The organism is Amycolatopsis sp. VS8301801F10 (genome assembly GCF_046195355.1).
In the GTDB taxonomy this organism is placed as follows: domain Bacteria; phylum Actinomycetota; class Actinomycetes; order Mycobacteriales; family Pseudonocardiaceae; genus Amycolatopsis.
Genome location: NZ_CP176065.1, coordinates 2,839,312 through 2,856,654, shown reverse-complemented (window position 1 = coordinate 2,856,654; position 17,343 = coordinate 2,839,312). Strand labels below are relative to the sequence as shown.

The 17,343-nt window shown below is 69.0% G+C and carries 18 protein-coding genes; 8 read left to right on the top strand and 10 right to left on the bottom strand.

Annotation, left to right across the window (positions count from 1 at the left end):
• Positions 1 to 66 precede the first annotated feature (66 nt).
• A complete protein-coding gene (locus F9C11_RS13795; RefSeq protein ID WP_409185254.1) occupies positions 67 to 594 on the top strand; it encodes a GNAT family N-acetyltransferase in 528 nt (175 codons plus the stop codon).
• Positions 595 to 616: 22 nt separating this feature from the next.
• Here F9C11_RS13795 and F9C11_RS13790 read toward each other — a convergent pair whose 3' ends face one another.
• The 4 genes from F9C11_RS13790 to F9C11_RS13775 are packed head-to-tail and all read right to left on the bottom strand — an operon-like array spanning position 617 to position 3,988.
• On the bottom strand, positions 617 to 1,495 hold the full coding sequence (locus F9C11_RS13790) for an ABC transporter substrate-binding protein (RefSeq protein ID WP_409186902.1): 879 nt from the start codon (positions 1,493 to 1,495) through the stop codon (positions 617 to 619).
• An 11-nt stretch (positions 1,496 to 1,506) separates the two neighbouring features.
• On the bottom strand, positions 1,507 to 2,211 hold the full coding sequence (locus tag F9C11_RS13785; protein ID WP_409185253.1) for an ABC transporter permease: 705 nt from the start codon (positions 2,209 to 2,211) through the stop codon (positions 1,507 to 1,509).
• A complete protein-coding gene (locus tag F9C11_RS13780) occupies positions 2,208 to 2,900 on the bottom strand; it encodes an ABC transporter permease (protein ID WP_409185252.1) in 693 nt (230 codons plus the stop codon). The genes F9C11_RS13785 and F9C11_RS13780 overlap by 4 nt, the downstream gene beginning before the upstream one ends.
• The gene (locus F9C11_RS13775) at positions 2,900 to 3,988 is read right to left on the bottom strand and encodes an ABC transporter ATP-binding protein (protein WP_409185251.1); all 1,089 of its coding nucleotides are present in this window, start codon (positions 3,986 to 3,988) and stop codon (positions 2,900 to 2,902) included. Before F9C11_RS13775 ends, F9C11_RS13780 begins: the two co-directional genes overlap by 1 nt.
• 96 nt (positions 3,989 to 4,084) lie before the next feature.
• Between F9C11_RS13775 and F9C11_RS13770 the strand changes: the two genes are divergently transcribed.
• Both F9C11_RS13770 and F9C11_RS13765 read left to right on the top strand, forming a co-directional pair.
• Positions 4,085 to 5,509, top strand: coding sequence for a bis-aminopropyl spermidine synthase family protein (locus F9C11_RS13770; RefSeq protein ID WP_409185250.1), 1,425 nt, complete (start codon positions 4,085 to 4,087; stop codon positions 5,507 to 5,509).
• Positions 5,510 to 5,656: 147 nt separating this feature from the next.
• Positions 5,657 to 6,910, top strand: a complete 1,254-nt coding sequence (locus F9C11_RS13765) for an ATP-binding protein (RefSeq protein WP_409185249.1) — start codon at positions 5,657 to 5,659, stop codon at positions 6,908 to 6,910.
• 142 nt (positions 6,911 to 7,052) lie between these two features.
• Here the strand turns inward: F9C11_RS13765 and F9C11_RS13760 are convergent, their stop codons facing one another.
• Entirely contained in the window at positions 7,053 to 8,234 is a 1,182-nt protein-coding gene (locus F9C11_RS13760; protein ID WP_409185248.1) for an NADP-dependent malic enzyme, read from the bottom strand.
• Positions 8,235 to 8,608: 374 nt separating this feature from the next.
• On the opposite strand from F9C11_RS13760, the gene F9C11_RS13755 reads away from it, so the two are divergent.
• Positions 8,609 to 9,217, top strand: coding sequence for a dTDP-4-dehydrorhamnose 3,5-epimerase family protein (locus F9C11_RS13755; RefSeq protein ID WP_409185247.1), 609 nt, complete (start codon positions 8,609 to 8,611; stop codon positions 9,215 to 9,217).
• Here the strand turns inward: F9C11_RS13755 and F9C11_RS13750 are convergent.
• Together F9C11_RS13750 and F9C11_RS13745 are read right to left on the bottom strand one after the other, a co-directional pair.
• Positions 9,214 to 10,836 carry a GMC oxidoreductase gene (locus F9C11_RS13750; RefSeq protein ID WP_409185246.1) on the bottom strand — a complete coding sequence of 541 codons (1,623 nt, stop codon included), beginning with the start codon at positions 10,834 to 10,836 and terminating at the stop codon, positions 9,214 to 9,216. The genes F9C11_RS13755 and F9C11_RS13750 overlap by 4 nt on opposite strands.
• A gap of 124 nt (positions 10,837 to 10,960) precedes the next feature.
• Positions 10,961 to 11,437: a hotdog fold domain-containing protein gene (locus F9C11_RS13745; protein ID WP_409185245.1), complete on the bottom strand. Its 477-nt coding sequence runs from the start codon at positions 11,435 to 11,437 to the stop codon at positions 10,961 to 10,963.
• Positions 11,438 to 11,523: 86 nt separating this feature from the next.
• Here F9C11_RS13745 and F9C11_RS13740 point away from each other — a divergent pair, with 86 nt between their 5' ends.
• Positions 11,524 to 12,114: an acid phosphatase gene (locus F9C11_RS13740; RefSeq protein WP_409185244.1), complete on the top strand. Its 591-nt coding sequence runs from the start codon at positions 11,524 to 11,526 to the stop codon at positions 12,112 to 12,114.
• 1 nt (position 12,115) lies between these two features.
• On the top strand, positions 12,116 to 12,598 hold the full coding sequence (locus F9C11_RS13735) for a GNAT family N-acetyltransferase (protein ID WP_037355555.1): 483 nt from the start codon (positions 12,116 to 12,118) through the stop codon (positions 12,596 to 12,598).
• A 44-nt stretch (positions 12,599 to 12,642) separates the two neighbouring features.
• Here the strand turns inward: F9C11_RS13735 and F9C11_RS13730 are convergent, their stop codons facing one another.
• Both F9C11_RS13730 and F9C11_RS13725 read right to left on the bottom strand, forming a co-directional pair.
• On the bottom strand, positions 12,643 to 14,220 hold the full coding sequence (locus tag F9C11_RS13730; protein WP_409185243.1) for an alpha/beta hydrolase: 1,578 nt from the start codon (positions 14,218 to 14,220) through the stop codon (positions 12,643 to 12,645).
• Positions 14,221 to 14,340: 120 nt separating this feature from the next.
• Positions 14,341 to 14,823, bottom strand: coding sequence for a hypothetical protein (locus F9C11_RS13725; RefSeq protein ID WP_409185242.1), 483 nt, complete (start codon positions 14,821 to 14,823; stop codon positions 14,341 to 14,343).
• A gap of 349 nt (positions 14,824 to 15,172) precedes the next feature.
• Here F9C11_RS13725 and F9C11_RS13720 point away from each other — a divergent pair, with 349 nt between their 5' ends.
• Both F9C11_RS13720 and F9C11_RS13715 read left to right on the top strand, forming a co-directional pair.
• Positions 15,173 to 16,099 carry a diacylglycerol/lipid kinase family protein gene (locus F9C11_RS13720; protein ID WP_409185241.1) on the top strand — a complete coding sequence of 309 codons (927 nt, stop codon included), beginning with the start codon at positions 15,173 to 15,175 and terminating at the stop codon, positions 16,097 to 16,099.
• Between the two features lie 271 nt (positions 16,100 to 16,370).
• On the top strand, positions 16,371 to 16,625 hold the full coding sequence (locus F9C11_RS13715) for a WhiB family transcriptional regulator (RefSeq protein WP_009082948.1): 255 nt from the start codon (positions 16,371 to 16,373) through the stop codon (positions 16,623 to 16,625).
• 579 nt (positions 16,626 to 17,204) lie between these two features.
• Here the strand turns inward: F9C11_RS13715 and F9C11_RS13710 are convergent.
• Positions 17,205 to 17,330 (bottom strand): hypothetical protein, encoded by a 126-nt coding sequence (locus F9C11_RS13710; RefSeq protein ID WP_409185240.1) that lies wholly within the window; start codon positions 17,328 to 17,330, stop codon positions 17,205 to 17,207.
• Positions 17,331 to 17,343: the final 13 nt, after the last annotated feature.

Sequence of the window (17,343 nt, the reverse complement as noted above, 5' to 3'; positions counted from 1 at the left end):
GTCCACCGGACTGCACCGCGTCGAATTTCATTTCCCCTCAGCCAGCCGCTCGGGGAAACTGGGCGCATGCAGATCCGCCAGTCGACCACCGACGACGCACCCGCCATCCACGCCGTGCACACCGCCGCGTTCCGCGTCCACAACCCGGACGTCACCGGCGAAATGCCGGAAGCGAAACTGGTCACAGAACTCACCGCCGACGGCGATCTGCTCCCCGCCCTCTCGCTGGTCGCGGTCCGCGACGGCGAAGTGATCGGCCACGCCTGCTCCAGCCCAGGCCGCCTCGGCGACGACACCGAATCCGCCATCGGCTTCGGCCCGCTAGGCGTGCACCCCGGCCACCAGCGCAGCGGCGCGGGCTCCGCCCTGGTCCACGCCACGATCGGCGCCGCCAACGCACTCGGCTACAGCCTGATCGTGCTCTTAGGCGACCCCGGCTATTACTCCCGCTTCGGCTTCGTACTGGCCGACACGCTGGGCATCACGCCGCCGGTACCGGAGTGGAAACCACACTTCCAGGCCCTCCGGCTGGCCGCGTACCACCCGGGAAACCAAGGGGCATTCCGCTACGCCGCCGCTTTCGATCGGCTTTGAGCGAGGCGAGCGGCCAAGCCACTCACGAGGACTTCAACCCGTTCCTCCGCAAAAACTCCTCAGCGATATCCTTCGCATTCCGCTTCTCATCCGTGTACTGCACGTTCAACTCAGTCAGCTGTTCCGTAGTCAACGCCGCCGAAACCCGGTTCAGCGCCGCCGTCTCGGCGGCGTTCAACGTGCCTCGGGCCACCAGCGGCACGATGTTCTGCGCCGGGAACATGTGCTTGTCGTCCTCCAGCGGCACGAAGCCGTTCGACGCGATAGTCGCCGAGGTGCTGAACAAATCCGCCACCTGCACCTCGCCCGATTTCAGGGCCGCCACCGTGACCGGGCCGCCGGTGTCCGTGGTGCGGATTTCCTTGAATTCGCATCCGTACAGCTGCTTGATCCGGTCCTTCCAGCGGGTGCTCCACTGGCCCGGCCCGCCCATCACCAAGTCTTTGCAGCGGGGTCCGAGGTCGGAGAACGTCTTCACCCCGGTGGCCGCGAGTTCCTTGCCCACCACCAGCAAATCCTTGTCCTGCGCGGGCGACTGGTCGAGTACCTCGAAACCGCCCGGGATCTTTTGCTTGAGCTGCGCGTAAACATCTTCCGAAGTAGTCGCCGCGGTATTCTTGTCGAAGTAGCGCAGCAAATTCCCGGAGTAATCCGGCACTACCGACAAAGACTTGTCCTGCAACGCTTTCACCACGACTTCGCGACTGCCCACCGGCGGTCGCACCGTCACGTTGTGCGCGCCGACATTCCGCAGTGCCCCGGCGTAAATCTGGGCCAGCAAAGAACTTTCCCCGACATCGGACGCGCCGATGATGATATCGCCGGTACTCCCGCCCTCGCCGCCGCCGGACAGCGGGTTTCCGCAGGCCGATGCCAGCAGCGCCAGCCCGGCCACCACAATCCCCCACCGCTTCACGCCGCTCCTCCCGCCGCCGCTGCCCGGCCGGACGCCGCCTGTGCGGCCAGCCGGACTCCCTTGGGCACCAAGGCCCGCTGCGCCGCGGCGAGCAGCAAGTCGACCACGATCGCCAGCAGCGCGGTGAGAATCGCGCCCGCGACGACCTCGGTGTAGTCCAAAATGGCCAGTCCGTCGAGCAGGAACCGGCCGAGGCCGCCGAGACCGACGTACGCGGCCACCGCGGCGGTCGCGATCAGCTGCAGCACGGCGTTGCGAATTCCGCCCAGCACCAACGGAAGCGCGATCGGCACCTCGACCTGCCACAGCCGTTGCCAGCCGGTCATTCCGATGCCCTGCGCGGCGTCCACGACGTCGTGTTCGGCCGCCTGCAAACCGGCGTACGTGCCCGCCAGCACCGGCGGGATCGCCAGCACCACCAGGCCGATGATCGTCGCCGTGGTGCTTTCGGTGAAGAGCAGGAACAGGAACGTGACGAGCCCGAGCGTCGGCAGCGCGCGGATCGCATTGCCCGCCCCCACGAGCACGACGCCGCCGCGGCCGGTGTGGCCGACGAACAGTCCGATCGGGATCGCGATCACCAGCGCGATGACCAGCGCCAGCGCGATGTACCCGACGTGCTGGGCGAGCCGGGCGAGGATGCCTCCCGGGCCCTGCCAGTGCGCGGCGGTGGTGAACCACGCGAAAACGTCGCCGATCATCCCGCCACCTCCTCGGCCGGCGCGCGGCCCGCTCTCTCCCAGGGCGTCAGCAGATTGCGCAGCAGCACCAGCAGCAGGTCGACGACCAATGCGAGCAGCATCGTCAGCACGATCCCGACGACGATCGGCGAGAAGTACTCCCGCTGGAATCCGTCGGTGAACAGCACGCCGAGCGCCCCGGTCCCGATCAGCGCGCCGACGCTGACCAGGCTGATGTTGCTCACCGACGCCACCCGGACCCCCGCCGCGAGCACCGGCACCGCGAGCGGCAGTTCGACGCTGAAAAACCGGCGCGGCGAGCGGTACCCGATCGCCGTGGCGGCCGCGACGATGTGCGGCGGCACGGCTTCCAGCGCGTCGAGCACCGGGCGCACCAGCAGCGCGGTCGTGTAAATGGTCAGCGCGACGAGCACGTTGACGCTGTCGAGAATCTTCGTGCCGATCAGGCCGGGAATCACCACGAAAAGCGCCAGCGACGGGATCGTGTACAGCAGATTCCCCACCACCAGCAGCACGCTGCGCGCGGGCCGCCAGCGATGTCCGAGCCAGCCGAGCAGGATCGCCAGCACGATGCCCGCGACCAGCGGCACCAGCGCGAGATAGATGTTGTCGAGCAGGTTGGCGAGGATTTCGCCGCGGTTGCTGGAACTCGACAGGTACCGGCCGAGTTCGCCGAAGAAGTCGCCCATCAGGACGCCTGCGGGGAGGCCTCGATCACATCCAGCACCTGGTGCGCGACCACCGTCCCGAGCACGCGGTTCTCGTCGTCCACCACGACGCCGAGGCTGGCCGGCGACGACAGCGCCGCGTCGAGCGCCCCGCGGATCGGCGTGCCCTGCACGTACAGCGAACCGCCTGCCACGAGGTCGGTTTCCGCCAACGGTCCGTCCACAGTGGAGCCCGGCGGCAGCCAGCCGCGCGGCTGCTTCTCGTCGTTCACCGCGAGCAGCCAGCCCTCCGACGGACCGTCGACCTTGCTGCCGAGGTCGATCGTGCGAGCCGGCGACACCTCGACGCCGCTGCCCGGAAGGAACGAAAGCCCGCGATACCCGCGGTCGCGGCCGACGAACGACGCGACGAAGTCGTCCACCGGATGCCGCAGCACGTCGGCCGGCGTGCCGTACTGCGCGAGCTTCCCGCCGACGCGCAGCACCGCGACCTTGTCCCCGAGCCGCACCGCCTCGTCGATGTCGTGCGTGACGAACACGATTGTCTTGCCCAGCTGGGATTGCAGCCGCAGCAGCTCGTCCTGCAGTCCTTCGCGGACCACCGGGTCGACCGCGGAGAACGGCTCGTCCATCAGCAGCACCGGCGAATCCGCGGCGAGCGCCCGGGCGACGCCGACGCGCTGCTGCTGCCCGCCGGACAGCTGCGCCGGGTACCGCTTCCCGAGTTCCGCGGGCAGGCCGACCGTCTCGAGCAGCTCGGCCGCGCGGGCGCGCGCTTTCCGTTTGTCCCATCCGGACAGCAGCGGCACGGTCGCGACGTTGTCGAGCACTGTCCGGTGTGGAAAGAGCCCCGCGTGCTGGATCACGTAACCGATGCCGCGGCGCAGCACCGCCGGATCGCCTTCGCTGACGTCCTTGCCGTCCAGCAGCACGGTGCCCGACGTCGGCTCGACCATCCGGTTGATCATCCGCAGCGAGGTCGTCTTGCCGCACCCGGACGGGCCGACGAACACCGTGATCGTGCCGTCTTCCACGGTCAGCGAGAGGCCGTCGACCGCGACCGTGCCGTCCGGATAGCGCTTGACGACGTCTCGGAATTCGATGGTCACAGACTTCTCCCCACGTCCGGTACAGAGTCCGACGGTAGCCGACTCGCGCGGCCTTGGCAGCCTGTCCCGCAGGGTGGCCTACTACTCTCGGACCCCGTGACCGCCCTAGACGACGTCCTCGCCGCACACGGCGCCGCCGTCCGCCCGCTCTACGAAGTGCTCACCCTGCTGCGCAGCGGTTCGTACGAGCTGGCCGACCTGGTGCGCCTCACCGCCGCCCCGCGGCGAAGCGTCGAAGACCTCCTGTCGGCCCTGGAATCGGACCTGGAACGCTCCCCGGCCGGCGTCCGGATCGCCCCGGATTCGCGGTCCGCCTACGCGGCGTACTCCTTGCCCGCCCTGCCCGATCCCCTCGACGCGGCAGTCGCCGCCCAACCGGCCTTGCTCACCATGCTGGCCGAACGCATCGCCGCCGTCCCGCCGCCGCTGGCCGCGCTGGACCACGTGCAAGCGACCCCGGAGACGGTGCTGCGCCGCGCGTTGTGGCTGAACTCCCGCTACGACCTCCGCCGCGGCAAGGTCCTCTTCCTGGGGGACCACGATCTGACGTCGCTGGCCGTGCGCGCGGTGTGCCCGGAGGCCGATCTGTCCGTAGTGGACCTCGACGAACGCGTTCTGTCCTACCTGGACACCACCGGCGAACGCGGCATCTTCACCGCACACGCGGATCTGCGCGTCGGCCTGCCCCCGGCCCTGACCGGCAAAGCGGACCTGGTCTTCAGCGACCCGCCCTACACGCCGGAAGGCATGGGCCTCTTCGCCGCCCGCGCGGTGCAGGCTTTGCGGGAGCCCACCGAAGGCCGGATCCTGCTGGCCTACGGCTACAGCCCGCGCCACCCCGCCCTGGGCGCGCAGGTACAGCGTTCTCTGGCGACCCTGGGCCTGACCTTCGAGGCGATCCTCCCGGACTTCAACCGCTACACCGGCGCCCAGGCAATCGGCAGCGCGGCGGATCTGTACGTCTGCCAGCCGACCGCGAAGGCGAAGAAATCCTTCGCCCGCAAGGCAAGCTCCGCGATCTACACGCACGGCCCGCAATCCGTCGAATCGGCCGGCACCAAACCGGGCTTGTTCGCCGCCGCCAGGGAACTCGCCTCCGAAGGCGGCCTGGCACTGGAAACCCGCCCGGTAGGCTGGGCCACGTCCGCCCCGGAGGGCGACGCGGTCGCGATGGACCTCTCCGCCGACCCCGGCCCGTGGCTGCTGCGAACCCTGCTGGGCACGAACGCCCGCCGCCTGGCGCTGCTGCTGCCGAACAACCACCCAGACCTCGCCGACGCCGCCGCACAGTCGTCGCTCACCTCGCTGGTGGCGGACAAGTACCGCCTCCGCCTGCTGCGCAGCACCCCGGACAACCGCCACGCGATCGTTGTCGCCGACCTGGTGGACCACCCGTCAGAACTGCTCACCCGCGCCCACGCCCGCCTGGCGAACGCGGCTTTGCAGGTCCCGGAAGACTTGGCCGACCTGCGCCTGGTGGACGTCCCCCGACACCGGCTGGCGGAGCTGCTTCCAGGCTGATTCGTCCCGCGTTCGCGGGGTGCCCGAGTGCGGCAACCGGTGCGGCCAGATTGAACGCAGCCTAGCGGCCAGATTGCAGGCTACCTAGCGGCCACATTGAAGATCAACTCATCGCCTTGCGGCCCCTGCCTGCTAGAATGACTGACCGTGACCTCTCGAATCGACCTGCTCGGCAGGCGGGCACAGGACCTGGTCGCCGAGGCGCTCGGCGACACCCGAGTCGTCTTGATCAACGGGGCACGCCAGGCGGGCAAGAGCACGCTCGCCCGCATGATCGCGAACGATTCGTCCGTCGAGGTCCGCAATCTCGACCATCCTCAGGATCTGGCGGCAGCCCGCGCCGACCCCAGCGGGTTCGTCGACTTCGACAGGCTGATGGTCATCGACGAGATCCAGCGGGCACCGGAGCTTTTCCTGCCGATCAAGGCCGCGGTCGACGCGGACCCTCGTCCGGGCCGCTACCTTCTCACCGGCTCGTCCCAGATCCTTGCCCTTCGAGGACTCCCCGACACGTTGCCGGGCCGCAGCGAAACCCTTGAACTGTGGCCGCTCTCGCAAGGCGAGATCGACGGGACCCGAGACGATTTCGTCGACGCCGCGTTCGCGCTGGGCCCCGACCTCCATCACCGCTCCGAACTCAGCCGTCAGGACTATGCCGAGCGAGCGGTTCGAGGAGGGTTCCCCGAGGCAGTCCGGCGAACCGCGCCGCGCAGGCGCGCCCGGTTCTTCCAATCCTATCTCGAAGACTTGATCACCCGGGACATCCGGCAGCTGGGCGAGATCGAAAAGCTCACCCAACTGCGTGCACTGCTGCGGCTGCTGGCGGGCCGGAACGCCGGATTGCTCGTGCCGAATTCCCTCGGGAACGACGCCGGGCTGACTTATCACACCACCCAGCGATACCTCAGTTTGCTGGAAGAGATCTTCCTGATCAAGCGCATCCCCGCGTGGTCCCGCACCGTCACCGGACGCGCGGTCGACACGCCCAAGGTCGCGTTCGTGGACACCGGGATCGCGGCGGATCTCGTGCAAGCCGAACCCGCCGCCCTCATCCGGCCGGGCGGCGAATTCGGTTCCCTGCTCGAAGGATTCGTCCTCATGGAACTCGCCAGGCAGCTGACGTGGTCCGGCAACCGGGCCGAGTTGTACCACTACCGGACGAAAGACAAAGTCGAAGTGGACGCCGTCCTCGAAAATCCGCGCGGCCAGGTAGTCGCCATCGAAGTCAAGGCAGCCACCACGGTGACGTCCGGCGACTTCCGCGGCCTCCGGCATCTCGAACAACGGCTCGGGGACGACTTCCTAGCCGGTTACGTGCTCCACACCGGACCCGGCACACTTCCGTTCGGACCGAAATTCCGCGCACTGCCGATCAGCGCGCTGTGGCAGCTCACAGTGTGACCCGCACCTTGCCCGGGTAATCCGCCAACCCCGGACAAGGACGCTCCACTCGAGCCCGAGCACAAACCGCCCAGGAAAGTCCAAAACCGCCCACAAAGAAAGGGCCCCCAGCACAAGCCAGAGAGCCCTTCCCGGCAAAACCTCAGCCAGTAACACCGTCCTGCTCAGCCGCCTTCGCCACCGCGGCCGCCACCTCCGGCGCGACCCGCGGGTCCAGCGGGCTGGGCACGATCCGGTCCGGCCCCAGGTCGTCCGAAGCCACTGCCACGATCGCCTCCGCGGCGGCCAGCTTCATGTTCTCCGTGATCGCCCGGGCCCCCGCGTCCAGCGCGCCGCGGAACACGCCCGGGAACGCCAGCACGTTGTTGATCTGGTTCGGGAAGTCGCTCCGCCCGGTCGCCACGATGGCCGCGTGCTGGGCGGCGACCGCCGGGTGCACCTCCGGGTCCGGATTGGACAGCGCGAACACGATCGAGTCATCCGCCATCGTCGACAGCAGCGACGGGTCGATCGTCGCCCCGGACAGCCCGAGGAACACGTCCGCCCCGCGCAGCGCCTCGGCGAGACCGCCGGTGAGCCCGGCCTTGTTCGTGGTCTCCACCAGCTGCCGCTTGATCGGGTTCAGGTCGTCGCGTCCGGCGTGCACGATGCCGCGCGAGTCGAGCACCGTCACGTCCGCGACGCCGGCCGCGAGCAGGATCTTCGCGCAGGCCACGCCCGCCGCGCCGGCGCCGGACACCACGACCCGCTCGCCGGCGATGTCGCGGTCGAGCACCAGGTTCGCGCCGCGCAGGGCGGCGAGGGTGACGATCGCGGTGCCGTGCTGGTCGTCGTGCATGACCGGGCAGTCCAGCGCTTCCTTGAGCTTGTCCTCCAGCTCGAAGCAGCGCGGCGCGGAGACGTCCTCGAGGTTGACCGCGCCGAACGACGGGCGCAGCCGGACCAGGGTCTCGACGATCTCGTCGACGTCGGTCGTGTCGAGCACCAGCGGGATCGAGTCCAGCCCGCCGAAGGTCTTGAAGAGGACCGATTTGCCCTCCATGACCGGCAGCGACGCGCTCGCGCCGATGTCCCCGAGGCCGAGCACCGCGGTGCCGTCGCTGACCACTGCCACGAGCCGGTCCGCCCAGGTGTACCGCTTCGCCTTGGCCGCGTCCTCGGCGATCGCGCGGCTCACCTTCGCCACGCCGGGCGTGTAGGCGATCGAGAGGTCGCGCGGGTCGGAGATCGGCCGGGTCGCCGCCACGGAGAGCTTGCCGCCCTCGTGCCCGGTGAAGATCTCGGCGTCGGTCACGGCCGCGACGGTGCTGGCCTGGTCGGTCATCGGGTTTCCTGTCGTAGGAATGACGGAAGCGGGCGGATGGGTCTGGGTCATCGAACGTACTCCTGGGACTGCGAGCGGGGGACCACCTGGTCGACGGGTGCGTAACGCGCGCGTCGAGAGTGGGAACTCGTCCTCCGGACGGCAGCCCAGCGCGGTAGCGCCGGCCTGTCGGCGAGGCGTCTGCGCGGCCATCCGATCCGTGGGGTGTGGCGATGGCCGCCGACGCTGCGGTCCGTCAATCATGACAGGCCCCCGGTCGGGCCCGACCCCTCGGTGCGGCTCATGTCACAGATTCGCGATTCCCAAGACGTCCGTCCGGTTTCGGAAGCAGTTCCGTTCCGGGTCCGGAAAACGCACTCGATAGGGTGGCCGTCATGGACTTCCGCCCGCTCAAGGTCTCCGGCGCTTTCGAGTTCGTCCCGCGCGTCTTCCCCGACGAACGCGGACTGTTCGTCGCGCCGTTCCAGGAGGAGGCGATGATTCGCGCGGCCGGGCATCCGCTGCGGGTCGCGCAGACGAACCACAGCGTTTCCCGCGCCGGCTCGATTCGCGGCGTGCACTTCGCCGACACCCCGCCGGGTCAGGCGAAGTACGTCTACTGCCCGGGCGGGTCGCTGCTGGACGTGGTGGTGGACCTGCGCGTCGGGTCGCCGACGTTCGGCGAATGGGACGCGGTGCGGCTCGACTCGGCCGAATTCCGCGCGGTGTACGTGGCCGAAGGAATCGGGCACGCCTTTATCGCGCTGGAGGACAACACCGTGATGGCGTATCTGTGCTCGGAGCCGTACAACCCGGCAGGCGAGCACGGCGTCAACCCGCTCGACCCGGCACTGGACCTGCCGTGGCCCGCCGATCTGGCACCCATTGTGTCCGAAAAGGACAAAGCGGCGCCGACCCTGGCCGAAGCGCTCGACCAGGGCCTGCTGCCGTCCTATGCCGATTGCGTGGCGTACTACGAAAAGCTGCGGTCAGCGCACCGCTAGGCGCGCACGCCGTCCTCGGCGATGACCCGTTCGATATTGCGCTCGGCCAGCGCGGTGATCGTCACGAACGGGTTCACGCCGGTGCTGCCCGGAATCAGCGAGCCGTCCGTCACGTACAGATTCCGGTACCCCTTCACCCGGCCGTAGTTGTCGGTCGCGGCGCCGAGCACCAATCCGCCGAGCGGGTGGTAGGTGAAGCGATTCTCGAACGCCCGCGTGTCGCCGAAGAGGTCGTAGCGGTAGATCGTGGAGTTCGCCTTGTTGATCCGGTCGAACAGCGATTTCGCCGCGTCGATCGACGGCTGCCCCTGATCCGTCGTCCACTGCAGTTTCGCCGAATCGCTCGCGGCGTCGTAGGTGAAGTGGCCGCGTTCGGGGTTCTTGGTGATCGCCAGGTACAGGCTCGCCCACGTTTCGAGCCCGGCAGGCACCGGCGCGATCTCGGCGAACACCGGATGCGTCGGGTTGTCCCAGTCGTCGATGCCGAGCGCGGGCATTCCGGCTTCGAGGCTGCCGGTGGTGTCCCACACGTGGTTGGCGCGGCCGAGCATCACGTTGCCGTTGGTGCCCCAGCCCTGCCCGACGGCCTCGGACAGCCGCGGCAGCCGTCCGGTGTCGCGGGCGCGCACCAGCAGTTCGGTCGAGCCGAGGCTGCCCGCGCCGAGGAACAGGTACTTCGTGGACAGATGCTTGGTGGAGAGCACATTGCCGAGCGCGTCGGACTCGCGCACGACGAGCGTGTACGTGCCGTCCGGCTGCTGGATGATCTCGCGGACCTCGTGCAGCGTCTGGATGGTCACGTGCCCGGTGCCGAGCGCGGCGGCGAGATACGTCTTGTCCAGCGAGCGTTTGCCGTGGTTGTTGCCGTAGATGACCTCGGACGCCAGCGCCGAGCGTTCGACCGTGCCGGCCTCTTCCTTCTTCAGGTACTCGAAGTCGTAGACGCTCGGCACGAACGTGGTCTTCAGGCCGGTTTTCTGCGCGGCTTTCCGGGAAACGCGCGCGAACTGGTAGGACTGGCAGGTCTCGAACCAGTCCGGGTCGATGTGGTTGACGCCGAGGCCGGCGTTGGCGCGCGGGTAGTACTTGCCGTACATCTCGTCGGCGTCCACCTGCGGCAGGATTTCCTCGAAGTACGAACGCTTCGGCTGCACCGCCATCGCACCGTTCACCAGCGACCCGCCGCCGACGCCGCGGCCGACGTACACCGACATCCCGCCGTAGTTCACCCGGTCCAGCACCCCGGCGTACGGATCGATGTCGTGGTTCGCGACGTCCAGCCACAGGAACGACGCCAGCGGCGCTTCAGTGCGCTTCTTGAACCACATCGACCGCCGGTCGGGCTTCAGCATGTCGCAGAAGACCTTGCCGTCCGGGCCCGGTTCGTTCCACAGCTGGCCCATTTCGAGCATCACCGTGGGCACGCCCGCCTCGCCGAGCCGCAGCGCGGTGACCGCCGCGCCGTACCCGGTGCCGATCACCACCGCGGGCGAATAGTCCGGCAGCTTCGCCACGGTCGCGGCGCGCGCGGAGGTCGCCGAAATGCTGGTCAGTCCAAGGGCCGCGGCGGAGTTCAGCGCGGCGAGGCCGAGAAATCGGCGACGGTTGAGGGAGGCCATGCCCGGCATGCTGACGCGGTGCCGCACACCCTGGCAAGGTTAAAACGAACGCAATTCGCATTTGCCCAGTAAACGGTGTTAAGTTTCACTCGGCCGGGGTAACGGGACGTCCGGCTTTCGCCGGTCAGGCGGCTTTCCGGGGAGTGACCCACACCGTGATCGTCGCGGTGACCACCTCGGTCCCGCGCGCGTCCACGATCCGCACCGGGACCGGAAGATCGAATCCCTTGTCTCCGAACTCGGGGATCTCCGGCAATTCGGCGATCGCCCGCAGCCCCGTTCCGGCTTTCGCGACGTAACTCACTTCCATGCCCTTGGGCAGCCACCGGTGCGTGGCCGGGACAGTGGCCTCGGCCAGCATGCCCATCGCGATCTCGGCGAGGTTGCAGGCGGCGATCGCGTGGAACGTGCGGATGTGGTTGTGCACACCCCACCACTTCGGCGCGGTCACCGAGCAGTGGCCGGGACGGATCTCCCGGATGCTGGGCAGCACGGTGCCGAAGTAGGGCACGCGCAGGCACATCGCGGCGGAAAACAGCTGCTTGCCGCCCGGTTTGCCGGCCAGCTTGCGCCACAGCCCGTACGTCGACGGCGTACCCATCGGCACCTCCCAGGTGAAGTTACTCCCCAGTAGCCAAGCACACGACGAGCCTGCCGGGCAAACCCGCCCCGGCTATATTCGGCCGCGTGGCACATCGGCTCTTTCTTCTCCGGCACGGCCAGACCGAATGGTCGTCGAACGGCAAGCACACCGGGCGCACCGACATCCCGCTGACCCCGGCGGGCGAGGAACAGGCGCGCGCGGCGGGCGGCACCCTGCGGACCCTGCTCGGCGGACCCGGGCTGGTGCTGTCCAGCCCGCGCGGCCGCGCGCTGCGGACGGCGGAACTCGCCGGCCTGCGCGTGGACGAGGTCACCGAGGACCTGGCCGAATGGGACTACGGCGATTACGAAGGCGTCACCACGCCGGAAATCCGCGAGACGGTTCCGGACTGGACGGTGTGGACCCATCCGGTGCCCGGCGGCGAAAGCGCGGCGGACGTGCAGGCACGCGCGGACAAGGTGCTCGACCGAGCCCGCCGCGAGATCGAGAACGGCGACGTCGTCCTGGTCGGGCACGGGCACTTCAGCCGCGTGCTCGTCGCGCGCTGGCTCGGCCTTCCCGGCGCCTCGGGTGTCCACTTCGGACTGGACCCGGCCGGGCTCGCGGTGCTCGGCGACGAGCGCGGCGAACCGCAGATCGAGCACCTGAACCTGCTGCCCGCGTTGGAGGGATGAAGTGACCGACCCCCGCGTACGGCGGATCCGGCCGGAAGACGTCGACGCCGTCGTGGAGCTCGTCTACGCGCTGGCCGAGTACGAACGCGCTCCGCAGGAATGCCATCTGACTTCCGAGCAGCTGCACGGCGCGCTGTTCGGCGAGTCCCCGGCGCTGTTCGGGCACGTGGCCGAAGTGGACGGTGAGATCGCCGGATTCACCTTGTGGTTCTTGAACTTCTCGACCTGGCGCGGCACGCACGGGATCTATCTGGAAGACCTGTACGTGCGCGAGGAACAGCGCGGTTCGGGCCTCGGCAAGGTACTGCTGGCGACGCTGGCCGCGGAATGCGTGGAGAAGGGCTACCACCGGCTGGAGTGGTCGGTGCTGAACTGGAACCCGGCGGTCGGGTTCTACCGGGCGCTGGGCGCGCTGCCGCAGGACGAGTGGTCGGTGTACCGGCTGACGGACGAGCCGTTGAAGGTGCTGGCCAAAGAGGCGTGAGTGCTGACCACGGTTCTCCCCGTGATCAGCACTCATGCGGTCTTTTACGGCAACGGCAGCCCCGGCAGGCTCTGGTCCCGCGGCACCACCCCGTCGACCAGATACTTGTCGACCACCTCGTCCACCGCCTGGTTACCGCCAATCCCGTAAATCCCGTGGTCGCCTTCCCCGGTCACGGTCAGCATCCGCGAGTTCTGGAAAGCGGCATGCGCCTTCCGCGCGCCCTCGATCGGCGTGGCCGGGTCGTGCTCGGACTGGACGAGCACCACCGGCGGCACGCCCTTGCCGTCCAGCACCGGCCTCGGCCGGGTCTGGCCCGGCCAGAACGCGCAGACCTGGAGCCCCATCCACAGCGAGCTGTGCAGGGTGATCCCACGGTCGAGGTACTCCTGCGACCGGCGGATCAGCGACTGCCGGTCGCCCTTCCACGGCCCGTCGTTGCACAGGGTCGTGATCAACGTCGACACCATCGCGTCGTCCGCACCGGCCTGGGCCGCGACGCCCATCGGACCGGTCTTCTTCGCCTCGGACAACGTCTTGCCGAGCTTCGCGCGAGCGTCCTGCTTGGCCTCGGCCGAAGCCCGCGCGTCGGTCAGCGTTTTGACCTGGACCAGCACCGCGGCGATCGCCGGGAACTGGCTCTTGGCCTTGAGCGCGCCGACGAGGAACGAATCCAGCTTGACCGCGCCGATCTTCGTGCCGTTCACCTCGACCGGCTCGCGGGTCAGCGCGTACCGGACGCTCTCGTAGGTTTGCCGGGCCGCCTCGCCGCTGGCGCCGAAGTGGTACTTGGCGTCGGAGCGGGCCAGCCAGGGCAGGAAATCCTGCCGCCAGCGGCGTTCGTAGCCCAGCGGCTGATAGTCGAACGACTGCTGCCAGCTGCCGGTGAACTGGGTCGAGGAATCGAGCACGAACCGGCCGGTGTGCCGCGGGAACTGCTGGGCGTAGTGCGCGCCGAGCCAGGTGCCCGCCGAGTACCCGATCCAGTTGATCCGGTCCCGGCCGAGCAGGGTGCGCAGCAGGTCGAGGTCCCGGACGTTCTGGAAGGTGCTGATCAGCTCCCCCAGCTCGCCGGCGGCCTGATGGCAGGCGGTCGCGAGGTACCGGGTCGCGTCGACGATCTGGTTCAGATTGCGCGGATCCCGGTCGCGCGGGTCGAGATCGGCCCCCGTGCTGGCCGCGCCGCCGCAGGTGACGTTAGTGCTGCGGCCGGTGCCGCGGGTGTCGATGCCGATGATTTCCTGATGCTCGCGCAGTTTGCGCTGGCCGCGCAGTTCGACCGGGAACCAGCGGCCGGGACCGCCCGGGCCGCCCGGGTTGGTGAGCACCGAAGCGGTCGTGGTGCCGGTGGACTTGAGCCTGCTGATCGCGATGGTCAGGTCCTGTCCGTCGCCCGGCCGGTCCCAGTCCCGCGGCGTGCGATACGTGGCGCATTCCAGCCCCGCGATATCGGTGCCCGGCGGCAGATCGGCCAGCTCGTCCGGCGCGCAGGCGTGCCAGTCCAGGGTTTGGCCGGTGTAGCGGGCCGGGACCCGGGCGGTGTCCGCCGCTGCCGGCAACGCCGCGGCGAGCAGCCCGCACACGACCGCGGTGCTGGTCACGACGAGACGCAGTCTCCTCATGGGTCCCCCTCTTCGGAATTCGGGCGCATTCGGTTGCGCAGTCCCGATTCCATCGGCTGAGGGGTGCCGCTACCAGTGCCGCCGCGTCACCTGCCCGCCATGACGTGACGTCACTGTCGCTCAGTCCTGTTCGCGCCGCTCCCGCTCGGCCCGCCGTCCCGCGAGACCACCGCGTTCGGCGGCTTCTTCCTCGGTTTCGCCGTCGTGCATTCCGAGCGCCCACGCCCGCGAGGGACGGCGGAACAACAGCACCAGAGCGGCCAGCCCGCACAGCCCGATCGGCACGCCCCACAGCGGCTGTCCGGACGGCCCGAGGAGGTACCAGCCGACCCCGATCAGCATCAGCGCGACGACGACGCCCGGCGAACGCGCCCACGTCTGCCCGAGCAGCAGCCCGACCGAGGCGGCGAGGAAGATCAGCGCCAGCACCGCGTACGTGCCGAACTCGGCCCACACGTTGTTGCCCGGGATCGGCGGGGTCGACAGTCCGTGCACGAGCAGCACCACGCCGAGGACCAGCAGGCCCAGCCCGGGCAGTCCGGTCAGGACGCCGGCGAGGCGGACCTCGAACGGGGTGGGCGGAGGGTTCTCGGGATGCGACACGGGCGCTGCCCTTTCAGCTGCGGGGCGGGGGAACGTGCGGGGCGCGCACAGCCACCCGACCAGCGCGAGTCACCGTGCGTGAGCACTACTGATCGTATGCCACCCGGTCGGCCGTTTTCCCGGGGCGGCGGCCGAAGAGAAAATCGGGGCAGTCGTCGATGAGCGGGCGGTCGGCCCGGGTGCACTTGTCACGACGCGCGGAGTTTTCGCCGTCTGCGAAGGAGGACCGCCCGCCACAGGGTTGCCACAGGTCACCGGGACAGGACGGCGTGCGCAAGCGGCTGAGCTTCGCGTCACCATGTGGCGCTGGAGGTACGTCCGCCGGGCGAAAAGCACTTACCCTGCGGTAGTGCGCGCCATCCTCGTCGTGAACCCCCAGGCCACCTCGACCACCGCGGGCGGCCGGGACGTGCTGGCGCACGCGCTGGCCAGCCAGGTGAAGCTCGACGTCGTCGAGACCGACTACCGCGGGCACGCGCTCGCGGTGGCCCGTTCGGCGGCGCGCGACGGCTACGACCTGGTGGTGGCGCACGGCGGCGACGGCACGGTCAACGAGGTCGTCAACGGCCTCCTCGCCGATTCCGCGGGCGCTCCCGGACGCTCCGGGTCCGTTCCGATGCTCGGCGTCGTGCCGGGCGGCTCGGCCAACGTGTTCGCCCGCGCGGTCGGCCTTCCCGCCGATCCGGTCGAGGCGACCCACCAATTGCTCACCGCGCTGGAAACCGAACGGACCCGGCGGATCGGCCTCGGACTGGCCGACGGGCACTGGTTCACCTTCAACGCGGGCCTCGGCTGGGACGCCGACGTCGTCGGCCGCGTCGCGAAACGGCGCGGCAAGCAAACCAGCGCGGGCCTGTATCTGCGGGCCGCGGTGCGCTCCTACTTCCGCCCGCCGCTCGGGCGGCCGACGCTCACCGTCCGGATCCCGGGCGAGGAACCGGCCGAGGCGGTGACGGCGTTCGTGTCCAACACCGATCCGTGGACTTACCTCGGGGAACGCCCGGTCCACCTCAACCCGGGATGCTCGTTCGAGACCGGATTGGGCCTGTTCGCGTTGAGCGGTCTGCGATTGCCCACCGTGTTCACGCATGTACGGCAAGCTCTGCTCACGGAGAGCGATCAGCACGGCCGCCGTCTGCTCCGCCGCGACGATGTGCCTCTGATCCGCATCGACGCAGCTGAACCGGTCAACTTCCAGGTCGACGGTGACCTCGTCGGACAACGCACCCGGGTCGAGTTCCAGAGCGTCCCGGATGCACTCACCGTAGTCGGATAGCCCGGCGACCGCTGATCGCCCGCGGCAAAGTGCGTTCTGCCGCTCGGCGACGCAAACCCTCCGTTCACCGCACGACCCTTCCGGCGAGCGGAGCTTTTCAGAACGAAACCGCAGGTCAGAGGCATAGCTCGGCCGGGTGAGCTGACTCACCGATCTTGTCGAAACCCTTGTCGAACGCGGTGCTTCGTGAAAGCATTCACAAGCACCCAAAAACACGACCGCCACTACTGTGGCGCGGCCCTCCCGCGTCACTGTGAAGGAGCTCACGAACATGGACTGGCGCCACGACGCGGCCTGCCGAGACGAGGACCCCGAGCTGTTCTTCCCGGTGGGAACCAGCGGTCCGGCTCTGTTGCAGGTCTCCGAGGCGAAGGCCGTGTGCCACCGCTGCCCCGCGGCTTCCGACTGCCTGGCCTGGGCTCTGGCCAGCGGCCAGGACGCCGGCGTCTGGGGCGGAATGAGCGAAGACGAGCGACGCGCGCTCAAGCGCCGCCGTACGCACATCGGCACGCGTACCACCGCCTGAGTCTTTCGACTCAGCTGTAGCACCCAGAATCAGCTGCACCACCTCGGACCGGACTTTCGCCCGGCGGGCATTCGCGTGCCCGTGCCGCACATGGCGACACATACCCGGTACGAGCGTAACAACCGAGGTCGGCCACCCCGCATCCGGGTGCCGCCTCGCCCAGGACTATCCCAGTCCTCCCGCGGAACGTTGAACGGGCCGGTACCGCCACGCTTGACTGGTACCGGCCCTTCACCGTGTCTGGAGTCCGATGTGGACACTCAGACTTCGCGCACCCAGCGCATCTTCGGGGTGAACCCGGCGCGCTCGAAAAGCCCGGGGGGCTCCGGAAGCTCTCGCCGAATCAACGGGGAGGCTGGCTTGGTCGTACCCGTGTTCGGCGGCAGCCCGCGACGACCGTGCTGGCCAGTCCGCGGTTTCCGGTAGCAGAAAACTGATCTCGCACTGGAGCGGGTGGCTGGTGAACTTGTTCTGCCACGCGTTCGCGGCCAGCGGGGTCGCCCCCCCCCATCGGTCCGGAATCCGTTCGGGAGCGCCGACTCGCCGACTGTCCCAAGTGGATGTTCCCTGCGCTGGAAGTTACGGGCAGGCGAAAAGCCTTGCGCGGCAAAGAGTTCTTCCGTCCGGATGGACTCCGCCGTCCAGCAAAACCCGATGGACCTTCTCCGGGTACTGCTCGTGCCGGCCCTTCACGTAGCCGGCCATCCGGTCACCGTCG

Excerpts from the sequence above, each read along its gene's own strand:
- F9C11_RS13745 (WP_409185245.1), bottom strand. The coding sequence starts at position 11,437 with ATGGGTACGCCGTCGACGTACGGGCTGTGGCGCAAGCTGGCCGGCAAA.
- F9C11_RS13785 (WP_409185253.1), bottom strand. The coding sequence starts at position 2,211 with ATGATCGGCGACGTTTTCGCGTGGTTCACCACCGCCGCGCACTGGCAG.
- F9C11_RS13730 (WP_409185243.1), bottom strand. The coding sequence starts at position 14,220 with ATGAGGAGACTGCGTCTCGTCGTGACCAGCACCGCGGTCGTGTGCGGG.
- F9C11_RS13780 (WP_409185252.1), bottom strand. The coding sequence starts at position 2,900 with ATGGGCGACTTCTTCGGCGAACTCGGCCGGTACCTGTCGAGTTCCAGC.
- F9C11_RS13750 (WP_409185246.1), bottom strand. The coding sequence starts at position 10,836 with ATGGCCTCCCTCAACCGTCGCCGATTTCTCGGCCTCGCCGCGCTGAAC.
- F9C11_RS13760 (WP_409185248.1), bottom strand. The coding sequence starts at position 8,234 with ATGACCGACCAGGCCAGCACCGTCGCGGCCGTGACCGACGCCGAGATC.
- F9C11_RS13795 (WP_409185254.1), top strand. The coding sequence starts at position 67 with ATGCAGATCCGCCAGTCGACCACCGACGACGCACCCGCCATCCACGCC.
- F9C11_RS13710 (WP_409185240.1), bottom strand. The coding sequence starts at position 17,330 with ATGGCCGGCTACGTGAAGGGCCGGCACGAGCAGTACCCGGAGAAGGTC.
- F9C11_RS13715 (WP_009082948.1), top strand. The coding sequence starts at position 16,371 with ATGGACTGGCGCCACGACGCGGCCTGCCGAGACGAGGACCCCGAGCTG.
- F9C11_RS13755 (WP_409185247.1), top strand. The coding sequence starts at position 8,609 with ATGGACTTCCGCCCGCTCAAGGTCTCCGGCGCTTTCGAGTTCGTCCCG.